Source organism: Bradyrhizobium sp. LVM 105, from assembly GCF_003957705.1.
Lineage (GTDB): Bacteria > Pseudomonadota > Alphaproteobacteria > Rhizobiales > Xanthobacteraceae > Bradyrhizobium > Bradyrhizobium frederickii.
In genome coordinates, this window is sequence record NZ_QZMV01000001.1 from 660471 (window position 1) to 682255 (window position 21785).

Genomic DNA, 21785 nt, shown 5'->3' on the forward strand with positions numbered 1-21785 from the left:
CATGCCCCGCAACGTACTCCTGCTTTCGCTCCTGATGAGCCTGAATGCGGGCTTAGTCGATACCGCCGGCTTTCTCGCGCTTCAGGGGCTGTTCACTGCGCACGTCACCGGCAATTTTGTCACCTTTGGTGCGGCCATGGTGCTGGGAACGTCCGGTGGCCTAGCGAAGCTGCTCGCTCTCCCGGTCTTCTGCTTCGTAGTTGTCGTCACCAGAATCTTGAGCTTTTATCTCCCGGCAATGGGGCTCCCGATCTTCCGCTCGATGCTGGCCCTCAAGACGATACTTCTGGCGGTGGGCGGTGCGTGCGCCGTCTATTTCGGACCATTCACGCAGGGCGATAACTGGCAGGCGATCTGTACCGGCATGATTCTGGTCGCGGCCATGGCCATCCAGAATGCCGCGCACCGCATCCATATGGGTACCGAACCTCCCAGCACCTTGATGACGGGCACCACCACCCAGATCATGATCGACGTCGCCGACGTTTTTCGCGGCGCGCCAGCGTCGGTGCTGACCGTCGCCAGGCCGCGGCTCGGCAAGATGGCGGCAAGCGTGGCTGCCTTCGCATTGGGATGCGCAGCCGGCGCATGTCTCTATGCGAAGTTCGGAACGTGGTGCTTCATTTTGCCTCCGCTGATCGCGTTACCGGCGGTGTTTCTGGCCGCGGCCGAGCCGAAGTGACCCGGCGTGAGCGATCGGGATTGAAGGGCCGGAGCTGATGGTCTGGCGGGAGCACGCGATGGTCTCCTTGAACCTCGCCGTCGACGGCTGGTAGCCGGCGCATCCGCATTGACGACGGGAACGATTGGATCCTGCCGTCCAGGCGGGATCAAGACCGTCTTGCCGTCGAGATGCGGCCGACGATATGCAAGGGAACTGAAATGGCTTCTGGGACTTCCGATCCGTCTCCTCGATCCTATCCCCGGTCGGTCTCGTTCGTTCGAAGGTCGGGCCCGATCGCAGTCGCCGCCGGCACCACGGACAGTTTCGCCCAGATCGAAAACTGGTTGCTGGAAGAGGCCTCCGCCGAGCGGCAGATGATTGACCTTCTCGTAAGGCTGATCCGTCGGATGAAGGCCGCCGGCTCTTCGATCGATCGACTTACCCTGCATATCGGCACGCTCCATCCCCAGCTTGTCGGATTCGCATGGGTCTGGAATGCCGACGATGGCTTCTGTGATGAGGTACGGGTCGCCGATGCGGCGGTCGATTCCGACGCCTACAGGCTCAATCCGCTGCAGCGTATCGTCGAGACGGGTAAGACGATCCGGCGAAGGCCCAGCGAGCCATCGGCGCAGGCGGAATTTCCCATCATGATCGAGCTCGCGGCCGCCGGCATGACCGACTATGCAGCGATCCCGTTGTCCGGTCTGGATACACGCAACGTGATCACCATCGCGACGAAAGTGGCCGGTGGCTTCGCCGAGGCGGAGATAGACTGCTTGATCCGCCTTTTCAAATTATTCGCCTTGCATGTGCAACGGCATAGCGAGTTGAAGATCTCCGAAAACGCGTTGGGCGCGTACCTTGGTTACGGCGCCGCCGCCAAGGTGCTTGAGGGCGCGATCAAGCGCGGCGCGGGAGACTCGATCCGCGCCGTCATTTGGGTGTCGGATCTCAGAAACTTCACGAAGATGTCGGACGCTCTGGCCCCGGCCGACACGCTGCTGCTGCTCAATGCCTACTTCGAGACGATGGTGAGCGCCGTCGCCGTTCACGGCGGCGAAATCCTCAAGTTCATCGGCGACGGTATGCTCGCAGTCTTTCCGGAAACGGTCGGCGTCGCCGAAGCGTCGCGCGCGGCCGTCTCGGCGGCGAGAGAGGCGATCGCGCGGCTCGAGGTTTCCAATCGGACTATCCGTGTCGCCTCCGACGCCGAGGGTTGCCACTTGCTGCGGGCTGGCATCGTCCTTCACGAAGGTGAGGTCTTTTTCGGCAACATCGGCGCTCCGGATCGCTTGGACTTCACGGTTATCGGCGCCGCCGTCAACGAGGCCTGCCGCGTGGAAGCGCTCACCAAGACGATAGGCCGGGATCTCCTCATGACCGAAGCCGTCGCTCGACATCTCCCTCATGATGTCGAGCATCTCGGTGAGCACCAGTTACGAGGCGTTTCCGCCAGAATGTCCGTGTACGGACTGGCCGGATGAGGACTTGATCGGTCGGGCCGCTGCTCGTCAGCAGAAATGGCCCCCGGGTGGTAACCTCCCGAAGCGCCCTTTGTCGCTTTCGAGCCACCCGTCGTCTTATGGGCACCCTTTTTGCCGACAGTGGCTGCGCTGGCCTGCCGGTTCATCCCGGCGGTTGCCGTCGATCTCCGCGGTATGGCGTGCCGATTGATACGCTGCCGCCCGCCAATGTAGGTTTCGAGTGCCTTCGCAGCGCCATCAATGTCGTCCCGCCTGCAGCCTGTGCCGATCTGCCGGCCGCGGTTGAGGATGATCCAGGTCTCATCGTCCTCTCGGAACCAGAGTCGTGGCGCCATTCAGCGTGTACGCGAAATCTGTTCCTCTGGCAGCTTAGTGCCTGTGCCTGTGCGGCAATCGGCGACTGCTGTGTGCAAATCGGACCACCTAGCACTCTGATCGGCTTGTACTAGGCTCGAGTCACGTTCGCGCAGCGCCAGAGGACTCTTATCCAGCTCCGGGACGACTGAGCCTGTAGTGCACCACCCGACAAGTGCCGGCCAAGCGAGCGAAACACCGTCTAGCCGCTTACTGCCGCCCCGCCACATGACGAGACGGGTGGCGAGGATTCCGATTTGATGATGGCGCGATCATTGGAGGTTTCGATGCGCTCATAGGCCATTTTTGCGACGAAAATTTCCTTCTTTACTGGGACTGAAAACAGTAAAACGGGACAGGCATAGGAAATTGCGACCCGTCCTCGTTCCCAACAGGAAGCAATCTAACCCGTTGCGCGCGGAAGCATGCCCCTTGCCGTTATCTCCGCCGAGAGTTCTTCGATCGTCTTGCGCTGCTCCATCGCAGTTCTTCGGATCAGTGCAAAGGAAGCAGGTTCGGCGAGCGCATGCGAATGCATTACCTGAAGAACGGCGGCGAGCACGACGCGACGTGACCGCAGACGCTGCTCGAGCTTGAAAATCTGTTGTTTCAATTCGCTCGTGCGTTCGTTTCGCTCGAATGCCATGACGAGAGCTGCGTAGATGCCGGCCGATCGCAACGGCTTGATGAGGAACGAAGCTGGATCGAGTTCGAACACTAGCTTCAGTCGGCTTGGTGTCTCTGTGCCGAGCAGGGCGATGACAGGTGATCGCGTCAGGAATGCGCGTTGCGCCGGTTGCAGCAGGGGCAGGAATTCGTCGTCGATCAACGACAAATCCGGTGCGAAGTCGACGGGCTCCGCCGGCGTCCATGCGACTCCCTCGAGTCCCAGACGCTCGAACTGGCGTCGCACGATGGTTGCGTCGCGTTCGTCTTTGATGGCGACGAGAGCCTTGCGTCCGCGTAGCGAAAATGAAGACGGTCTGCTCATTTCACAACCCGCAAATGCGGCGCGTTCGGCAATGCGCCGCCCGCCGAGGTTTCTTTCGACGGGCTGACGGCGACGTCGAGCTGCGTCAGGTAGGGATCAGGCTTAACAGGCGCGTCGGCTTCCCAGAAGATATCAAACTGTCCTTGCGGGTTGGAGACGGCAAGCCGCGGTGTAAGGACGCAATGATTGTTGCCGCCGTCGATCCACACCGGCCCTTGCGGCGAATTGTAGCGATATCCCGCCGCGGCGCGCCGCACTTCGGCAATGTCGGACGTGCCCGCGCGCTGCAGAGCGCGCGCCAGCAGATACACCGCGACATAGGCGGATTGACCGTCGACGGAGGGGCTGCTGTCCTCGCCATAGCGTGCCCTCCAGCGCGTGACGAAGGCGCGGTTCTCCGGCAAGCGAATGCTCTCGAAATAGGCTGACGACGTGATGCAGCCGGCCGATGCAGGCCCGACGATCGCTAGTTCCGGCTCGCACAAGCTGCAACTTAGCATGGGAATCTCCAGGCCGGCGGCCTTGGTGCCGGCGTTGAAGGCGCGGATGAAGTCGTAGCTCGAGCTTCCGACCAGTGTGTTGAACACGATTGGCGGCTTTCGGCGAACGATCTCGTCGACGATGTGCCCGACGGCGCTTTCGCCGAGCTCGAGCAGTCGTTCCGCGAGGATGTGGCCGTTTGCCGCGCTGACCAGTTCGCGGGTGACGCGATTGGTCTCCCATGTCCAGACGTAGTTGGAGCCGACGCAGAAAAATTCCCGCGACAGATTGTCGAGAACGTAGCGGACCAGCGGCAACACGTTGTGATTGGGCGAGGCGCCGACATAGATCACGTTGTCCGAGCACTCGAAGCCCTCATAGCGGGCGGGATACCAGAGCAGGCGATCGGTGCGCTCAACGATTGGGAGCACCTGCTTGCGCGAGGCCGAGGTGTAGCAGCCGATGATGTGCTCGACGCCGACGTTGCGGATGAGGTCGTCGCAGACCGTGTGATATTCGGAGACGATGCCGCGGGGGTCGCGGATATGGGGCGCGATCGAGAAGTCGAACTCCGCCTGGCCGTTGATCTCGTCGACCGCCATGATCGCGCTCTTGAGGATCTCGCGGCCCATCGCCTGATATGGCCCGGACTGCGAGCAGACGATGCCAACGGGAACAGACGGCTTTGTCATTGACGGCTTTCGGTCGCGGAACGCGAACATGAAATCATCATCGCCGACGACAGCGCAAGTGGCTTGCCCTTTTGGTGCGCAGCACTCTCGAAATTTAGGCAGGCAGCATCGTTGACAACACGATGGGCAGTTACTTAGACTTTTCTCCTACAGGGCGACCTGTCGAACCTCGCGTGCGCTGATCTGGCCGATGACGTCCAGCTCTTTGCTACTCAATTGCTTCGTTCGATCACGGACCCTAAGCGACAGATCATAGCCGCGGCATTTGAGCCATTCGTCACCTCATTCGGGAGGGGCGGGTGGCTTTTTGTTTTTGCCGCCAGGACAGCTGGCGATGCGTCCGCATCGCCAGAACGGTGACGCATGCGCCTGACGGCCGTGTGTCATGTCGAGCGAGAGGATGAGGAGCAATGGCGGCAACAGATCTCCACTATCTTGGACTCGTCGAGATCGGACAAAAGCTCCAGGCAAAGGAACTGTCATCGGTCGAAGTCACCAAGGCGTTGCTCGGTCGGATCGACGAGCTCGACGGCAAGCTCAAGAGTTTTGCGTATGTCATGGCCGACTCGGCGCTCGCGGAAGCAGCCGCGGCCGAGAAGGAGATCGCCTCCGGCAAAATCAAGGGGCCGCTGCACGGTGTGCCGGTGGCGGTGAAGGATCTCTGCTGGGCGAAGGGCGCACCTGCAACGCATGGCATGACGATCCATCGCGGCTTTCGCCCCACTGAGGATGCAACGGTCGTCGCGCGGCTGAAGGATGCCGGCGCGATCATCCTCGGCAAGCTGCAGCAGACCGAAGGCGCTTACGCCGACCATCATCCGAAGATCGACCCGCCGAGAAATCCGTGGAACGCGGATCTCTGGCCCGGTGCCTCTTCGAGCGGCTCCGGCGTTGCGACCGCGGCGGGCCTCTGCTTCGGCTCGCTCGGTACCGATACCGGCGGGTCGATCCGCTTTCCGTCCGCGGCGAACGGCGTCACCGGACTCAAGCCGACCTGGGGACGGGTCAGCCGTTATGGCGCATTCGAGCTTGCGGCGACGCTGGACCACATCGGCCCGATGGGGCGGAGTGCGGTCGATTGCGGTGCCATCCTCGGCGTGATCGCCGGGCAGGATCCCAAGGATACGACAGCGGTGCCGCTGGCCGTGCCCGATTATCTCGCCGGCCTGACCGGCGATCTGCGCGGCGTGACCATCGGCGTCGACCGGCGCTGGACCAGCGAAGGCACCGACGGCGATGCGGCCAAGGTGCTGGCCGAGGGTTTGCGGGTGGCGGCCGATCTCGGTGCGAAGATCAAGGAAATTGCGTTTCCCGATCCCAAGGCGATCATCGACGACTGGTTCCCGCTCTGCGGCATCGAAGTCGCGGTCGCGCACGAGGATACCTATCCGGCGCGCAAGGACGAATACGGCCCGGCGCTGGCCGGCCTGCTCGATCTCGGACGGCAACAGTCCGGTATGGACTACCAGAAGATCGTGCTCCGCCGCGAAGCCTTTCGCGGCGCTGTGCGCGCGCTGTTCGAGACGGTCGATCTCCTCGCGATCCCGGCCCAGGCGTTCGCGGCGCCGACGCTTGCCAAGATGGCAGCGCTCGGAGAGGACGCCTCGCTGATCGGAGGCCTGCTCCGCTTTACATGCCCGTTCGATATGACGGGAAGTCCGACAGTGACATTGCCCGGCGGCTTCGCGGCGAATGGCGGCCCGGTCGGCTTCCAGTTTGTCGGCCGTCATTTCGACGAGGCCTGCCTCGTTCGCGCAGGCGATGCGTTCCAGCGCGTCACCGACTGGCACAAGCGTCATCCCGCGATCTGAGCCGAGGAGCCGATCTCATGTCCGAAGACTGGTTGAAGACATCCATCATGGCCAAGCGCGCCGTCGCCAAGGGCGCGACCGGCGCGACCCATAGCCTTACGATCGAGCAGCAGGGGGACTTCCACTTCGTCTACGGTCCCTATGCCAAGCCGACCCTGACGATCGACCCCGGTGGGGTGGTCGTCGTCGAGACCGAAGATGCGTTTGGCGGCGTACTGACCAAGGAGACCGACAGCCCCACCTCCAAGCTCAATTTCCCCTATCTCAACCCGCAATGCGGGCCGATCGCGGTGAAGGGCGCCAAGAAGGGCGATTGCCTCGCGATCTACATCCGCGACGTCGAAACCCGGGGCGAGCAGCCGGCCGGGACGACCTGCATCATTCCGGAGTTCGGCGGATTGGTCGGGACCGGCTCGACGGCACTGCTCAATCCACCGCTGCCCGAGCGCGTGAAGAAGGTGCATGTCGACAGGAACGGCGTGCGCTGGAACGACAAGCTCACGCTGCCCTACGAGCCGTTCATCGGCACCATCGGCGTTTCGCCGGAGATCGAGGCGATCTCGTCCCTACAGCCGGACTATCACGGCGGCAACATGGATCTGCCCGACGTCGCTCCGGGTGCCATCATCTATTTCCCGGTGCATGCCGACGGCGGGATGCTCTACGTCGGCGACTGCCACGCGACGCAGGGCGACGGCGAGCTCTCCGGAGTCGCGCTCGAGCAGCGCGCGACCGTCACGCTCCAGGTCGATCTGATCAAGAATTGGAGCTTCGCCTGGCCGCGGCTCGAGACGAGGGACTTCATCATGACGATCGGCAGCGCGCGTCCGCTCGAGGACGCCGCGCGCATCGCCTATCGCGAGCTCGTGCGGTGGATGGCGGCCGATTACGGCTTCGATGAGATCGACGCCTACATGCTGCTCAGCCAGGCCGGCCGCATGCGCCTCGGCAACATGGTCGACCCCAAATACACAATGGGGGCGTCCATCCTGAAGAACTATCTCAAGCCATGACATCCAGCCGCTTTCAATAGAGGGACATCACGATGAATTCGGGACGCAAGTTACGGATGGTTTTGCTCGGCGCCATGCTCGGCACAGTGGCGTCGATGAGTATTGCCAGCGCCGCGGAGCCGCCGCTGAAGGTCGGCCTGCTCGAGGACGTGTCCGGCGACCTTGCCTTCATGGGCATGCCGAAGCTGCACGGTTCGCAGCTCGCCATCGAGGAGATCAACAAGAGCGGCGGCATCCTGGGACGGCAGATCGAGCTCATTCACCTCGATCCGCAGGGCGACAATGCGCGCTACCAGGAGTTCGGCCGGCGCCTGCTCAATCGCGACAAGGTCGACGTGCTGATCGGCGGCATCACTTCGGCCTCGCGCGAGGCGCTGCGTCCGATCGTCGATCGGACCACGACGCCGTATTTCTACACCAACCAGTACGAGGGTGGCGTCTGCGACGCCAGCATGATCAGCATGGGCGCGGTGCCCGAGCAGCAGTTCTCGACGCTGATTCCGTGGATGGTCGAGAAGTTCGGCAAGAAGGTCTATGTCATCGCCGCTGACTACAATTTCGGTCAGATCTCGGCGGAGTGGAACCGCAAGATCATGAAGGACCTGGGCGGCGAGGTCGTGGGCGAGGAATTCATCCCGCTCGGCGTGTCGCAGTTCGCGCAGACCATCCAGAACATCCAGAAGGCCAAGCCCGACTGGCTGCTGACGATCAACGTCGGTGCCGCCCAGGATTCGTTCTTCGAGCAGGCGGCCGCGGCCAACCTCAACCTGCCGATGGGCTCGTCGATCAAGGTCATGCTCGGCTTCGAGCACAAGCGGTTCAAGCCGCCGGCGCTCAACAACATGCACGCGACTGCGAACTGGTTCGAGGAGATCGACACGTCCGAAGCGACCGAGTTCAAGAAGCGCTGGCACGCCAAGTTCCCCGACGAACTCTACATCAACGACATGGGGTACAACGCCTATAACGCGCTCTACATGTACAAGGCGCTGGTCGAGAAGGCGAAGTCGATCAAGCTCGACGACATGCGCAAGGTCATCGCGACCGGCGATGCCTGCATCGACGCGCCCGAGGGCAAGGTCTGCATCGATCCGAAGAGCCAGCACACCTCGCACCGGATGCGCCTGATCTCCGTCGGGCCGAAGCATGAGGTGAAGGTCGAGAAGGACTACGGCACGATCCAGCCTTACTGGCTTGGCGAGATCGGATGCGATCTCACGAAGAAGAATGACAAGGATCAATACACGCCAAGCCATCTCCCCAAGAAGTCCTGAGGCGGGCACGGATCTTGCTCGTGATGGGCACCACGATTTCAAACCAAGCCGGCGCCGCGACGATGCGGCGCCGCTATCGAGGGGATCGCGATGTCGGCTGAATTGTTCTCGCTGTTCTATCAGTTCGCCGACGTTTTCGCGTTCCTCATTCTCTCGGCCGCAGGCCTCGCCATCGTGTTCGGCATGATGGGCGTCATCAACATGGCGCATGGCGAGTTCATCATGTGCGGTGCCTATGTCACGGTTGGTCTGGTCAATCTGGGGGTGCCGCTCGCCGTCGCGCAGATCCTGGCGGCGCTGACGGCGGGCCTCATCGGTGTCCTCGTCGAGTTCTTGGTGGTGCGGCGGTTCTACAAGCGCCCCCTGGATTCGCTGCTCGCGACCTGGGGACTGAGCCTGATCGTGACGCAGTCGATGCTCCTGATAGTTGGCTCCGCCGTGCGCGGCATCGGAACGCCCGAGGGCAGCTTCGCGATTGGCGGCTATACGTTCTCGACCTACCGTCTGGTGCTGTTCGGCTGCGCCGTGGCGGTGCTGGCCGGTCTCTACATCATCTTCATGAAGACGCAGTTCGGCGTGATTGCTCGTGCCACCATGCAGAACGCAGCGATGGCGAAGGCGCTCGGCGCACGCACCGGCCGCATCTATGCGATCAGCTTCGGGATCGGAACCGGCCTTGCCGGGCTTTGCGGCGCGCTGTATGCGCCGACGATGACGTTGATCCCGACCATGGGGGCGACCTTCGTGGTCGAGAGTTTTGTGACCGTCGTGATCGGAGGAGCCAACGTGCTGCTCGGAACGGCGCCGGCCGCCGTGTTCCTGGCGATGATCCGAATGGCGCTAAACGCTAGCTACGGCCAGATAATAGGGCAGATCGGTATGCTGGTCGCCGTCATCCTGATCATCCGGGTGCTACCCGAAGGGCTCTCCAGCGTGCTGGTTCGCCGTGGGCGTTAGAGGGAATATGTGATGTTCAAGCTGCTCGAAGGTCCACAGACGCTCGGACGCGGCAAGATGTTCTGGTCGTGCTTCTTGGTCGTGCTCGCGGGCGCGCTGGCCTATCCCTCGTTTGCCGATTCCTACGATGTCGGCAATTTCGCCTACTTCCTGATCTGGATCTTCATGGCGCTCGGCCTCTGCCTGATGTGGGGCTACGGCGGCATGCTGTCGTTCGGCCAGACGCTCTTCTTCGGCATCGCCGGTTACGGCTACGGCGTGCTCGCCATCAACATGGGTGGCGGCACGGCGACGATCGCCGCGCTCGTGCTCTCTGTCGTCCTGGCGATGATCGCGGCCGGCATCCTCGGCTATTTCATGATCTGGGGCGGGATCAACGGCATCTTCTTCGGCATCGTGACGCTGTCCGCGACGCTGGTGCTCGCCTTCTTCCTCGGACAAACGGCCGGACCGGAATGGCACATCGGCTCGGCGCGGCTGAACGGCTTCAACGGCATGAAGGGCATGGACCCTCTAACGGTGGGTGACTTCTACGTCGAGGGATCGGCGCTCTACTACGTCATGGTCGCGCTGATCGTGATCGTCTATCTCGCGCTGCGCATGCTGGTGAATTCGGGCATCGGCAACGTCATCGTGGCGACGCGGGAGAATCCCCAGCGCGCGGAGATGCTGGGCTACGACGTCCGCAAATATCAGCTGCTGACCTTCGTGATCGGCAGCGGCCTCGCCGGCCTCAGCGGCGCGCTCTACACATCCTGGGGGCAGTTCATCACGCCATCCAGCATCGGCTTGCCGGCGGCCGCGATGCCGATCGTATGGGTGGCCTTCTCCGGGCGCAGCGATCTGACTGCGACGCTGGTTGGGTCGTTCCTGCTTCTCTTCGGCTTTCAGACTATCACCGTCTACAGCCAGCAGGCGGCGCTGGTGCTGATGGGGGCGCTGCTGCTCGCGACCGTGATGCTGGCGCCGCAAGGCTTCGTGCTCGGCATCGGCAAGCTCGCCGCCGACTGGTGGCAGGCACGCCGGCGGCGCAGCGACGTAGCCGAAGCCGGCCGCCTGCAACCGGAAGAGTCCTGATCATGGCGCTGGTCGAAGTCAAAGGCGTTTCGAAGCGCTTCGGCGGGCTGACGGCGGTCTCGGGCGTCGACCTCACGGTCAATGCTGGCGAGATCCACTGCCTGATCGGACCCAACGGCGCCGGCAAGAGCACGCTGTTCAAGCTGATCGTCGGCCTCTATCCGCCGACCGAGGGCAACATCCTGTTCGACACCGTCGATATCACGGCCGAGCGGCCCTACGCGCGGGTGCAGCGGGGCATGAGCATCAAGATGCAGGCCCCGAGCGTCTTCAAGGAATTGCCTGTCCGCCAGAACATCCAGACCGCGCTGCAGGAGCGACTGTCCGGCCCGGAACGCATCGCCGAGGAAGACCGCCTGCTGACGCTGCTCAATCTCGCGGCGGATTGCGACAAGCTCGCGGGCGCGCTGTCGCACGGCCAGCAGCAATGGCTCGAGATCGGGATGGCGCTGGCGTTGAAGCCGCAGCTCCTGCTGCTGGACGAGCCGACGGCCGGCATGTCACCGGAAGAAACCTTCAAGACCGGCGAGTTGATCAGGTCGTTCAATGCCGAGGGAATGACGGTGCTCGTGGTCGAGCATGACATGGCCTTCGTACGCCAGGTGGCCCAACGCGTCACGGTGCTGCATCTCGGCAGGATTTTTGCGCGCGGGACGCTCGAAAGCATCCTGCAGGACGGGAAGGTCGCGGAAATCTATCTGGGTAAGACCCATGCTCACTAATGTTTCGTCCCCTGAGCGGATTATCGACGTCGCCGAATTGTGGGCGGGATACGGCGCGACGCCGATCCTGCAGGGCGTCAGCATGTCGGTCGGGCGCGGCGAGATCGTCGGCGTGATCGGCCGCAACGGTGTCGGCAAATCGACCCTGATGCGCTGCCTGATCGGACTGCTGCAAACCTGGCGCGGGACGATCAGCTTCATGGGGCAGGACGTCACGGCGCTGGAAGCCGACGCACGGGCGCGGGCCGGCTTCGGCTACATCCCGCAAGGGCGCGACGTGTTTCCGCAAATGACCGTCGAGGAGAACCTGCAGGTCGGCGAGCTGATCGGTGGTCCGGGCGGCAAGAAGCTGCCGGAGCTGGTCTATGAGTATTTCCCGCGGCTGAAGGAGCGTCGGCGACAGGCCGCGGGCACCATGTCGGGCGGCGAGCAACAGCAGCTCGCCATAGGCCGCGCGCTGATCGGAAATCCGTCCCTGATGATCCTGGACGAGCCCTCCGAGGGTATCCAACCGTCGATCGTTCAGCACATCTGTGAGGCGCTCCGGTCGTTCCGCAACGAGCTCGGAACCACCATCATCTTCGTCGAGCAGAACCTCGACACGATCCTGGCGATCGCCGAACGCTGCTACATCATGGAGAAGGGCAAGATTACGCGGTCGCTCGCAGGCGCCGAGGTCAACGAGGACGACGTGCGCGAACAGCTTCTGCTCTGAACGGCCTCAGGCGTGCTTTCAAGTCGTCAATAGGAAGGGAATGAACATGGATCTCGGACTCAAGGGCGCAAAGGTTCTCGTCACAGGCAGCACCAAGGGGATCGGCAGGGCGATCGCCGACACCTTCGCGGCAGAAGGGGCCAATGTCGGCATCTGCGCGCGCAACCAGGCGGACGTCGACAGCGCGGTCACTGCGATCAAGGCGAAGGGCGTCGCTGCGTTCGGCAGCTCGGTCGACGTCTCCAATGGTCCGGCGCTCAAGGCCTGGGTAGAGGATATGGCCTCCAAGCTCGGCGGCATCGACATTGTCGTCGCCAATGTCAGCGCGTTATCGATCGGGCAGGACGAGGAGAGCTGGGAGAAGGAGTTCTCCACCGACATGATGGGCACGGTGCGGCTGGTTAATGCGGCGATGCCATATCTGGAGAAGAGCAAGGCCGCCGCGATCGTCACCATCTCCAGCGTGTCGGGCCGCGAGGTCGATTTCGCCAGCGGTCCCTACGGCACATTCAAGGCTGCGATCATCCACTACACGCAGGGGCTCGCCTTCCAGCTTGCCGGCAAGGGCATCCGCGCCAACTCGGTGTCGCCGGGCAACACCTATTTCGAGGGCGGTGTTTGGAATCAGATCAAGGACGGCAATCCCGAGCTGTACAAGACTGCGCTGGCGCTCAATCCGACCGGCCGCATGGGCACGCCGCAGGAAATGGCAAACGGCGCGGTCTTTCTTGCCAGCAAGGCTGCGAGCTTTATCACCGGGACCAACCTCGTGGTCGACGGTGCGCTCACGCGCGGGGTGCAGTTTTAGGCGCATTCCGAGCCGCCCAGCGACGAAACCGGGCCGCCAGCGGCGCCGGCGGGGCAGGGCCGTTTTCCGACAACAACAGGGCTGTCAGATGTCAGCAGATCCAATCCACTACAAGTCGATCACCGAGCTCTCCGAGCTGTTCCGTCGCGGCGAGCTTCTGCCCTCGAAAGTGACCGAGGCCATGCTGAGCCGGATCGCCAGGCTCGACGGCAAATTCCACGGCTATGCGCTCGTCCTTGCCGAGCGCGCCATCGCACAGGCGAAGCGCTGTGACGCCGAGCTGGCCAAGGGCATCTGGCGCGGGCCGCTGCACGGCGTGCCGATCGGACTGAAGGACCTCTGCTACACCACCTTTGCGCCGACGGCCGGTGGCACCACGATCCACGCCAAATTCGTCCCGTCCTTCAACGCGACGATCGTGGACCGGCTCGAGCAGGCCGGCGCCGTCACGCTTGGCAAGCTGAAAATGACCGAGGGCGCCTACACCAGCCACCATCCGAACGACCAGGCGCCGCTCAATCCCTGGGGTGTCGATTACTGGGTCGGCTCGTCCTCGAGCGGATCGGGCGTGGCGACGTCGGCGGGGCTCTGCTTCGGCTCGATCGGTAGCGACACCGGCGGCTCAATCCGGTTTCCGTCGGCAACATGCGGGCTGACCGGGATCAAGCCGACCTGGGGACGCGTCAGCCGCTATGGGGTCTTTCCCCTGGCCGACTCGCTCGACCATATCGGGCCTATGTGCCGGAGCGCGTCCGATGCGGCCGCCATGCTCGGCATCATCGCAGGGGCGGATGTCAACGATCCCACGGTCCTGCAGGCGCCGGTGCCGGACTATCTCGCAGGTATCGGTGGCGGGGTCCGAGGCCTGCGGATCGGCGTAGACCGCAGCTACACCCAGAACGGAATCGATCCGCAAGTGGCCGCCGCCTTGCTGGAAGCCGAGCGGACGCTCGCTGCGCTTGGGGCCGATATCCGCGAGGTTAAGTTCCCGGCCTACGAGAAGCTCGTAAGCATGTGGATTCCGATGTGCTCGATCGAGACCGCAGAGGCGCATCTCGAAACCTATCCGTCCCGGAAGTCGGAATACGGCCCCGATCTAGCGCAGTTGATCGAGCAGGGCAGATCGATGAGCGGCGTCGAGATCGCGCAGATCCATCACGAGAGGCTGAAGTTCTGCGGCAGCTTGGCGGCCCTGTTTGCCGATATCGACCTGCTCCTGATCCCCACCATGCCCGTGCCGATTCCGACGCTGACCAAGATGGGCGAGTACGGCGCGGATCCGAACGTGCTACTCAGCATCTTGCGCTTCACCGCGGTGTTCGACTTCTCGGGCAGTCCGACTATCACGCTGCCGAATGGCATGGCGTCGGATAGCCTGCCGCTCAGCATGCAGCTCGTCGGCCCGCATCTGTCGGAGGATGTGCTCGCCCGCGCCGGGCATGCGTTCCAGTCGGTGACGGACTGGCACACTCGTCGTGCCCCGATCGATTGACCACGGCTGAGACGGTAGCCGATGCTTCAATTGGCCGCCGACCGACTATGTTATGGGTGAACGTCAACGGTGTGCTGAGACGGTCGCAGCTGGCGGCGCGCAGCCAGAAATGCCCGTGATGGATTGGAGCATCAGGAGCTTGGCGTCGACTTCGGATACGCCGGCCGCAGTTGCAATCGTGCGGAACGTTTGACGAAGATCGTTGTCCATCTCGATTGCATTTCCGGTCCTCCTCGGCGTGACAGCGGAACATCGAAGCTTTCCTCCCTCCGCCATTGCCCGAACGTAGCATTCAAGCGGGTGAATCTTTCTGGCCATCGTTTCCAGACGTTCGGCCGTCTGGCTCCCCAAGATTGCGGCGTCACAAAGTTGACTCCGGTGCCTACCGCGCCTTTCGCGGCCATCTGCCTTAATTCGTATCGGAAGTATCGATGCGGCATCTCCTTCGTTTCATGCGGGCAAGCCGGTATTGCAAATATTTGATATATCATGTATCAACTCTCGCCGGTATTGCACGAGACCTGCGGGACGCATGACGAAGCTCATCTTCGGAGTGGTGGCGGACGATCTGACGGGCGGCATGGAAACGGCCGCCATGCTGGTCGCTGCCGGGATCGAATGCGGATTTGTCACCGACCCCGATCTCGTCGGCAGCTGCGGCGATGTGCCGGCTATCGTGGTCGCGCAGAAGACGCGAGTCATCCCCGCAAGCGAAGCCGTCACCATGACGGAAAAGGCGGCGCGGGCGCTGCTTGCGCGGGGCGCGCGGCAAATCTTCTTCAAATATTGTGCGACGTTCGATTCCACCGACCAGGGAAATATCGGCCCGGTCTCCGACCTGCTGATGCAGCTGACCGGCGCCGAATACACCGCCTTCTGCCCGGCTTCTCCCGCCCTTCGAAGGACCGTCTATAATGGTCATCTGTTTCTCGGGACCGAGCTGATCTCGGACTCGCCGAAACGCAATGATCCGCTGACACCGATGACCGATCCCGATCTGGTCCGGGTTCTGCAGCGCCAGACGCCGACCCGGGTTGGCCTTCTGGCGCATTCGCAGGTCAACGCCGGCGCGGACTCGGCCGGTCGCGCGATCGCGGAAGCGGCGGCTCGGGGTATCCGCTACTTCATTGCGGACACGATCTACGATCGGGATCTCGATACGCTTGCCACGCTCACCTGCGACTGGAAGCTGATGACGGGCAATGCGACGATCGTGCAGCACTACCCGGCAATCTGGAAGGCGCGGGGGCTCATCGCCACGGCCAGGAGACCGCCCGGTTTGCGCGCGGTTGGTGGCGGCGGCGTGGTTCTCGCCGGAAGTTGCGCCGAGCGGACGTTGGAGCAACTTGCCGAATTCGAGAAGAGCCATCCCTTGTTTCGCATCGATCTTCCGAACGCCGAAGATGTGGCGGCGGCGGTTGGCGATGCGCTCGACTGGGCGCGGCCGCGGCTGGACCGCGGTCCTGTTGGCTTCGCCACCTCGGGCGCGCCGGAGGCCGTCAAAATGGCTCAGCAGCGATACGGCCGTGAAGGCGCGGCGCAACTCGCCGAAACCATTCTTGGTCGGCTTGCTGTCTCTCTTCGCGGTATCGGCGTGCGGCGCTTCGTTGTGGCCGGTGGCGAGACGTCTGGTGCGATCGTCGAACACCTCGGCATTCGGCGTTTGCGGGTCGGTCCCTATGGTGGACCCGGCATCGGCACCGCGGTGACCGAAGACGAGGATCCGGTGGCCCTTTGTCTGAAGTCCGGCAAGCTGGGCCCCATCGACCTGTTCGCGACGACGCTGGAAGCGATGTTGAATCCGGAGGCGGTCAATTGAACGAACGCGAACTTAGACAATCCGTGCTGGAGACTGTAGCGCGCCTGGAAGCCAAGGGCTTCAATCACGGCAGCAGCGGAAATGTCAGCTGTCGCATCGGAGAAGACGTTCTGATCACGCCGACCGGCGGCAATAGCGGCAACACGACGATCGACGATCTCGTCCATTTGAAGCGCGACGGAGCGGTGGTTGGAGGCGGCTTGCCCTCCAGTGAATGGCACATGCATCTGGCGATCTTGAACGCCTATCCGCACGTGAACGCGGTGGTGCACACCCATGCCGACTGCTGCGTCGCGCTGTCCTGCCTCGCAAAGCCGATTCCAGCATTCCACTACATGGTCGCCAGTTTTGGCGGCAACGATGTGCCTTGTGCACCCTACGCAACGTTCGGCACCAGGGCTCTCGCCGACGGCGCCGTCGCGGCGCTGAAAGGGCGCAAGGCCTGCCTGCTCGCAAACCACGGGATGATTGCCGTCGGCAAAGGGCTGCAGGCGGCCTTCGACCTCACCGTGAAGCTCGAAACCCTTGCTCGGCAGTATCTGCTCGCCTGTCAGGCCGGCGCACCCGCGATCCTTCCCGACGGCGAAATGGCGCGGGTGGTCGAGCGCTATGGCAGCTACGGCCGCGCCGCTCTGCCGGCCTGAGAAGGACAGCTTCATGGAGATCACCGGCAAGACCAAGATCATGTTCGTACTCGCCGACCCGATCGATCATGTGCGGGCGAGTGCGGTCATGAATGCCTATTTCGCATCGATCGGCGACGATCTGGCGGTGTCCCCGATCCATGTCCTGCCCGGCGATCTCGGCCAGGCCGTCGCAAGCATCAGGTTGATGCGCAACGTCTTCGGCTTCGGTGTCACGATCCCGCACAAGACCTGCGTGATCGAGCATCTCGATGAGATCACGCCGACGGCGCAACTGATTGGCGCGGTCAATCTCGTCAAGCGGACGGCGGAAGGGCGCCTCGTGGGCGACAATCTGGATGCGAGGGGATTCATAGCCAGCCTCGCTCAGCACGAGGTTGCGGTTCGCGGTCGGAAGGTGCTCCAGGTCGGTGCAGGTGGTGCGGGACGTGCCACTGCATTCGGCCTGGCGGAGGCCGGCGCGCGCGAACTCACGATCATGAACCGGGATGATCAGAAAGCCCGCGCGCTTGCGGCTGCCGTGGCTGCGCATTATCCCGCCGCGAAGGTCAGCGCCGGCCGCGCGGAGGCGCGCGCATTCGATCTCATCGTCAATACGACGTCGCTCGGCATGAAACCGGATGATCCGCTTCCGGTGGATATCGAAGGTGTCGGTGCCGGCGCCACCGTCAGCGACATTATCGTTAATCCAGCCGTGACCCGGCTTCTTGCAAGGGCGGCTGCGCAGGGCGCAAAGGTCATCGGCGGAAAGCCTATGCTTGATGCGCAGATGGCCCTTGTCGCGCGGTCCATCGCGCGATAGCCTGATATATCAAATATTATATCGAGGACGGCGCGACTTTGGGATTGGGTGGCAAGGGGCCGCCGGATCGAAGGCAAGACGGAAGGGAAGCGAGGCTCCGTGAATATTGCATCGGCCAGGCAATCGGCGTCGGGCGCATCGATCCGCATCAGCCGCTTGGAGAAGCGCTTCGGTGCCGTGTCCGCCGTCGATGGCGTCGATATCGATATTGCTGCCGGTGAGTTTATCGCCCTGCTCGGACCAAGCGGCTCCGGAAAGACGACGATCCTGATGAGTGTTGCAGGATTCGAATTCCCGACCAGCGGCACCATTCACGTCGATTCCGAAGACCTGACCTATGTTCCTTCGAACAGGCGTAACCTGGGAATGGTGTTCCAGAATTATACGCTGTTCCCGCACATGTCGATTCTGGACAATGTCGCCTTTCCCTTGAAGATGCGCGGTCTCCGGACAGCTGAGCGCCACGCGCGCGCCGAAGCCGCGCTCGCGACCGTGCGTCTGGCAGGCTATGGCCATCGCCGTCCGAATGAGCTTTCAGGCGGTCAGCAGCAGCGTGTGGCGCTCGCGCGTGCGATCGTCTACCAACCGCGCGTGCTCTTGATGGACGAGCCGCTCAGTGCGCTCGACAAGAATTTGCGCGAAGACATGCAACTCGAGATCAAGCGATTGCATGCCGAACTCGGCATCACCGTCATCTTCGTCACTCACGACCAGAGCGAGGCGCTGACTATGGCCGACCGGATCGCTGTCCTGAGAGACGGCAAGATCCAGCAGATCGGGCCGGCGCGCCAGCTTTACGAAAGGCCCGCGAATCTCTTTACCGCCGGCTTCATCGGCGAGATGAATTTCGTCGACGTCGCCGTCCAAAGCGTCGGCGACGACATCTCCGTGGCTCTGCCATCGGGTGAAACATGGCGCCTGCCGGCGACGGCGGCCGTTGAGCCGGTTGCGGCCGGCGAGGACGCGGTGCTGGCCGTGAGACCCGAGCGGCTGCAACTCGGCACCAGTCCGGTCGGGCAAGTCGTCACTGTGGCGCTGAGCGACATCGTCTATGCCGGGGCAGCCGTGCTTCTGATAGGACGTCTGCCTGATGGCACCGAGATGCGCGCGCGAATCCCCGGCGCCTCGCAGCTCAGCTCTTTGGTCCCAGGCGACGTTGCGTCCTTCACGATCCCTACGGAGGCGATGCTGCTCTACCGGGGGAAGCGGCGATGACGGAGGCGGAGCGATCGCATTTCTGGCATTCCGACGGCCGCCGGCTGAGCGGCCTGTCGACGCTGCTGCTGCTCCTGCCGTTCTTCGCCATCATCGCCTTCGTCTTTGTCTATCCGATCCTGCAGCTCCTGGTGATCAGCATTCTCGAGCCGCATCCGACCTTGGACAACTACGCGCGCGTCGTCGACAATCCGGTTCACATGCGCGTCCTGATGCGCACGCTCTGGACCGCTACGCTGGTGACCGCCTTGTCCGTGATCCTCGGCTTCCCGGTGGCCTATTACATGAGCCGGGCCAAGGGGACGGTCGCCGCCCTTGTCGCTGTCTGTGTCATCCTGCCGCTCTGGTCGAGCGTCCTGGTGCGCACCGCCGCCTGGTCATTCCTGTTCCAGCGCAACGGGCTGATCAATTCGGCGTTGATGTCTCTCGGTCTGACGTCACAGCCGTTCAAGCTGCTGTATACCCAGAGCGCCGTCGTCATCGCCATGACCCACGTGCTCCTGCCGTTCATGATCCTGCCGATGTACGGCGCATTGCGCAGTATTCCGAGCGACTACGGGCGTGCGGCCGCCGTGCTCGGCGCAACGCGCCTGCGGGCCTTTCTGGAGGTGATCCTCCCCTTGAGCCTGCCGGGCGTCGTCTCCGGTTCGCTACTCGTGTTCCTCACGGCGCTCGGCTTCTTCATTACGCCCGCGCTGCTCGGCTCGCCGCAGGAGATGATGATCTCGACGCTCGTCTCGAAGCAGATTCGTGAGGTTCTCGATTGGCCCTTCGCTGCGGCGCTGGTCGGAGTGCTGACCGTATTCGTCACGTTGCTGGCGATCATCTTCAGCAAGATGCTCCGTTTCGACCGGCTGATGGGGAATGCCTCATGAAGCCGCCGACCGACCGCGGATCGCTCGCGCTGGGAGCCTATGTCTATGCCGTGCTGGCTTTCATCATCGTGCCGTTGGTCATCGTCATTCCAATGTCGTTCAGCCAGAACGACTATCTGGCATTTCCGCCGTCCGGCTTTACGCTGAAATGGTACGCGGAGTATTTTGACAGCAGGCAATGGCGTGCCGCCACCTGGCTCAGCGTACAGGTCGCCTTGCTGACCGCTCTCTTCGCGTCGGTCATCGGCACGGCCGCGACCTATGCAATGATCCGCGGCCGCAGCCGGTTGGTAACCGCTTTCCAGATCGCCCTGATCGGGCCGATCATTGTGCCGCACATCGCGCTCGCGGTCGGTCTCTATCTGTTTTTTCAGACGATCGGTCTCTCCGGGACCGTTCCCGGCTTCGTGCTGGCGCATACGGTGCTCACCTTGCCATTCGTCGTCTTCACGATGGCTGCCGCCCTGGGAAAGGTCGATGCCAATCTGGAGGCCGCCGCCATGAGCTGCGGCGCGACACGCTTTCAAGCTTTCCGCCTGGTCACGCTGCCGCTCGTCCTGCCGAGTCTCGCCAGCAGTGCGTTGTTTGCCTTCATCATCTCGTTCGACGAGCCGGTGGTGTCGTTCTTTCTGTCCGGTGTGCGCCAGAAGACGCTGCCGCGCCGAATGTTCGAGGACATCGAGCAGAACCTGACACCGGTGATTCCCGCGATCGCGACACTGTTGATCGTCTTGTCCATTTTGATTCTGCTGGGGGCCCATGTCCTCAGATCCCGCAGCGTCACCCGGTAGCGAACCGGGCGAGAAGCCAGAGAGGAGATCGTCGATGCCAAGAACAGGTTGGATGTGGAGCTCGGCAGCTGTCGTGTTTGCTTCGGTTCTTTGTGGAGCGCTGCCGGCAGCCGCCGAAAAGCTGGAAGACCAGTTGGTGATTGCCACGACCGGCGGCCTGATGGGCAACACCCTCGCGAAATATTTCTACGATCCCTTCAACAAGGCCAGGAATGTCGAAATCGTCCCGGTCGCAATCGAGGTCCCCGATCAGTGGGCGCGCGCCAAGGCGATGCAGCGAACCGGCAAGGTGGAATTCGACATCGTCACGGCAACGGGTCCCGACCTGGTCGGACGCACCGACATGCTCGAGAAGATCGACTGTGCGAAACTGCCGAGCGTCCAGAAGTTCGGTGTCTCCGACGCCTGTCAGCCCTACGGCGTCGCCCGGACGACCGGCGGCATGCTGATCACCTACAATACCGAAACGTTCAAGGGCAAGACGCCGAAGACATGGGCGGATTTTTGGGACGTCAAGCAGTTTCCCGGGCCGCGAGGGCTGCCAGACACCGGCGACAGCGATTGGTGGGTTCCGGTAGCCGCGCTCCTCGCCGACGGCGTCAAGCCGGAGCAGCTTTTCCCGCTGGACATCAATCGTGCCTACAAGAAGCTGGACGAGATCCGTCCCAATGTCGCGGTGTGGTGGAAGACAGGTGACCAGGTGCAGCAGATCATGCGCAGCCGCGAGGTGGTCATGGCCATGAGCTATTCAGGCCGCGCGCTCGCCGTCGTGAAGGAGGGCGTACCGGTTGCCATGTCCTGGGACCAGGCCATTCGCGACACCGGCTACATGGCTGTTCTCAAGGGTGCGCCCGACCCCAAAGCCGCCATGGCCTATCTCGATTTCTTCTATGCGAGCTCCGACGCGCATGTGCCGTTCATGCGCGCTGTCAACTATGCGACGGCCAGCAAGTCGGCCATCGAGTTGTTGAAGCCGGAGGAGCGCAATCTCTACGCGACCTCGCCGGAGAACTACGAAAAGCTGGTCAAGCCCGATTTCGCCTGGATCGGCGAACATCGTAACGAGCTGCGTGAGCGTTGGATGGCATGGCTGACCCGCTAA

The 21785-nt window shown here is 62.9% G+C and carries 20 protein-coding genes; 18 read left to right on the forward strand and 2 right to left on the reverse strand.

Annotated features, from left to right (window positions below; all coding sequences use genetic code 11):
- Nucleotide 1: 1 nt before the first annotated feature.
- Both D6B98_RS03150 and D6B98_RS03155 read left to right on the forward strand, forming a co-directional pair.
- Nucleotides 2–682: a YoaK family protein gene (locus D6B98_RS03150; RefSeq protein ID WP_126255876.1), complete on the forward strand. Its 681-nt coding sequence runs from the start codon at nt 2–4 to the stop codon at nt 680–682.
- A 326-nt stretch (nt 683–1008) separates the two neighbouring features.
- Nucleotides 1009–2151 (forward strand): adenylate/guanylate cyclase domain-containing protein, encoded by a 1143-nt coding sequence (locus D6B98_RS03155; RefSeq protein ID WP_245481225.1) that lies wholly within the window; start codon nt 1009–1011, stop codon nt 2149–2151.
- A gap of 757 nt (nt 2152–2908) precedes the next feature.
- Here D6B98_RS03155 and D6B98_RS03160 read toward each other — a convergent pair.
- A complete protein-coding gene (locus D6B98_RS03160; protein WP_126255463.1) occupies nt 2909–3496 on the reverse strand; it encodes an ANTAR domain-containing response regulator in 588 nt (195 codons plus the stop codon).
- Complete coding sequence (locus D6B98_RS03165; RefSeq protein WP_028137915.1) at nt 3493–4668, reverse strand: transporter substrate-binding domain-containing protein; 1176 nt, start codon at nt 4666–4668, stop codon at nt 3493–3495. The genes D6B98_RS03160 and D6B98_RS03165 overlap by 4 nt, the downstream gene beginning before the upstream one ends.
- Before the next feature lie 410 nt (nt 4669–5078).
- Here D6B98_RS03165 and D6B98_RS03170 point away from each other — a divergent pair, with 410 nt between their 5' ends.
- From D6B98_RS03170 to D6B98_RS03245, 16 genes are all read left to right on the forward strand, one after another.
- Nucleotides 5079–6479, forward strand: coding sequence for an amidase (locus tag D6B98_RS03170; RefSeq protein ID WP_126255464.1), 1401 nt, complete (start codon nt 5079–5081; stop codon nt 6477–6479).
- A 17-nt stretch (nt 6480–6496) separates the two neighbouring features.
- A complete protein-coding gene (locus D6B98_RS03175) occupies nt 6497–7492 on the forward strand; it encodes an acetamidase/formamidase family protein (protein WP_126255465.1) in 996 nt (331 codons plus the stop codon).
- 56 nt (nt 7493–7548) lie between these two features.
- Complete coding sequence (locus D6B98_RS03180; protein WP_205680455.1) at nt 7549–8766, forward strand: urea ABC transporter substrate-binding protein; 1218 nt, start codon at nt 7549–7551, stop codon at nt 8764–8766.
- Nucleotides 8767–8856: 90 nt separating this feature from the next.
- On the forward strand, nt 8857–9723 hold the full coding sequence (locus D6B98_RS03185; RefSeq protein WP_126255467.1) for an ABC transporter permease subunit: 867 nt from the start codon (nt 8857–8859) through the stop codon (nt 9721–9723).
- Between the two features lie 12 nt (nt 9724–9735).
- Nucleotides 9736–10800 carry a branched-chain amino acid ABC transporter permease gene (locus D6B98_RS03190; RefSeq protein ID WP_126255468.1) on the forward strand — a complete coding sequence of 355 codons (1065 nt, stop codon included), beginning with the start codon at nt 9736–9738 and terminating at the stop codon, nt 10798–10800.
- 2 nt (nt 10801–10802) lie between these two features.
- Nucleotides 10803–11522: an ABC transporter ATP-binding protein gene (locus tag D6B98_RS03195; RefSeq protein WP_126255469.1), complete on the forward strand. Its 720-nt coding sequence runs from the start codon at nt 10803–10805 to the stop codon at nt 11520–11522.
- The gene (locus tag D6B98_RS03200; RefSeq protein WP_126255470.1) at nt 11512–12237 is read left to right on the forward strand and encodes an ABC transporter ATP-binding protein; all 726 of its coding nucleotides are present in this window, start codon (nt 11512–11514) and stop codon (nt 12235–12237) included. The genes D6B98_RS03195 and D6B98_RS03200 overlap by 11 nt, the downstream gene beginning before the upstream one ends.
- Before the next feature lie 46 nt (nt 12238–12283).
- Nucleotides 12284–13045, forward strand: a complete 762-nt coding sequence (locus tag D6B98_RS03205) for an SDR family NAD(P)-dependent oxidoreductase (RefSeq protein ID WP_126255471.1) — start codon at nt 12284–12286, stop codon at nt 13043–13045.
- Nucleotides 13046–13133: 88 nt separating this feature from the next.
- Nucleotides 13134–14537, forward strand: a complete 1404-nt coding sequence (locus tag D6B98_RS03210) for an amidase (RefSeq protein WP_126255472.1) — start codon at nt 13134–13136, stop codon at nt 14535–14537.
- Between the two features lie 532 nt (nt 14538–15069).
- Nucleotides 15070–16356 carry a 3-oxo-tetronate kinase gene (gene otnK, locus D6B98_RS03215; RefSeq protein WP_126255473.1) on the forward strand — a complete coding sequence of 429 codons (1287 nt, stop codon included), beginning with the start codon at nt 15070–15072 and terminating at the stop codon, nt 16354–16356.
- Nucleotides 16353–17000, forward strand: a complete 648-nt coding sequence (locus D6B98_RS03220; protein ID WP_126255474.1) for a class II aldolase/adducin family protein — start codon at nt 16353–16355, stop codon at nt 16998–17000. Before otnK ends, D6B98_RS03220 begins: the two co-directional genes overlap by 4 nt.
- Nucleotides 16966–17802 carry a shikimate dehydrogenase family protein gene (locus D6B98_RS03225; protein WP_245481228.1) on the forward strand — a complete coding sequence of 279 codons (837 nt, stop codon included), beginning with the start codon at nt 16966–16968 and terminating at the stop codon, nt 17800–17802. The genes D6B98_RS03220 and D6B98_RS03225 overlap by 35 nt, the downstream gene beginning before the upstream one ends.
- A 105-nt stretch (nt 17803–17907) precedes the next feature.
- Entirely contained in the window at nt 17908–19017 is a 1110-nt protein-coding gene (locus D6B98_RS03230; RefSeq protein WP_164718405.1) for an ABC transporter ATP-binding protein, read from the forward strand.
- Nucleotides 19014–19892 carry an ABC transporter permease gene (locus D6B98_RS03235; protein WP_126255476.1) on the forward strand — a complete coding sequence of 293 codons (879 nt, stop codon included), beginning with the start codon at nt 19014–19016 and terminating at the stop codon, nt 19890–19892. The genes D6B98_RS03230 and D6B98_RS03235 overlap by 4 nt, the downstream gene beginning before the upstream one ends.
- Nucleotides 19889–20683: an ABC transporter permease gene (locus D6B98_RS03240; protein WP_126255878.1), complete on the forward strand. Its 795-nt coding sequence runs from the start codon at nt 19889–19891 to the stop codon at nt 20681–20683. The genes D6B98_RS03235 and D6B98_RS03240 overlap by 4 nt, the downstream gene beginning before the upstream one ends.
- A 34-nt stretch (nt 20684–20717) precedes the next feature.
- Nucleotides 20718–21785 carry an ABC transporter substrate-binding protein gene (locus D6B98_RS03245; protein ID WP_245481230.1) on the forward strand — a complete coding sequence of 356 codons (1068 nt, stop codon included), beginning with the start codon at nt 20718–20720 and terminating at the stop codon, nt 21783–21785.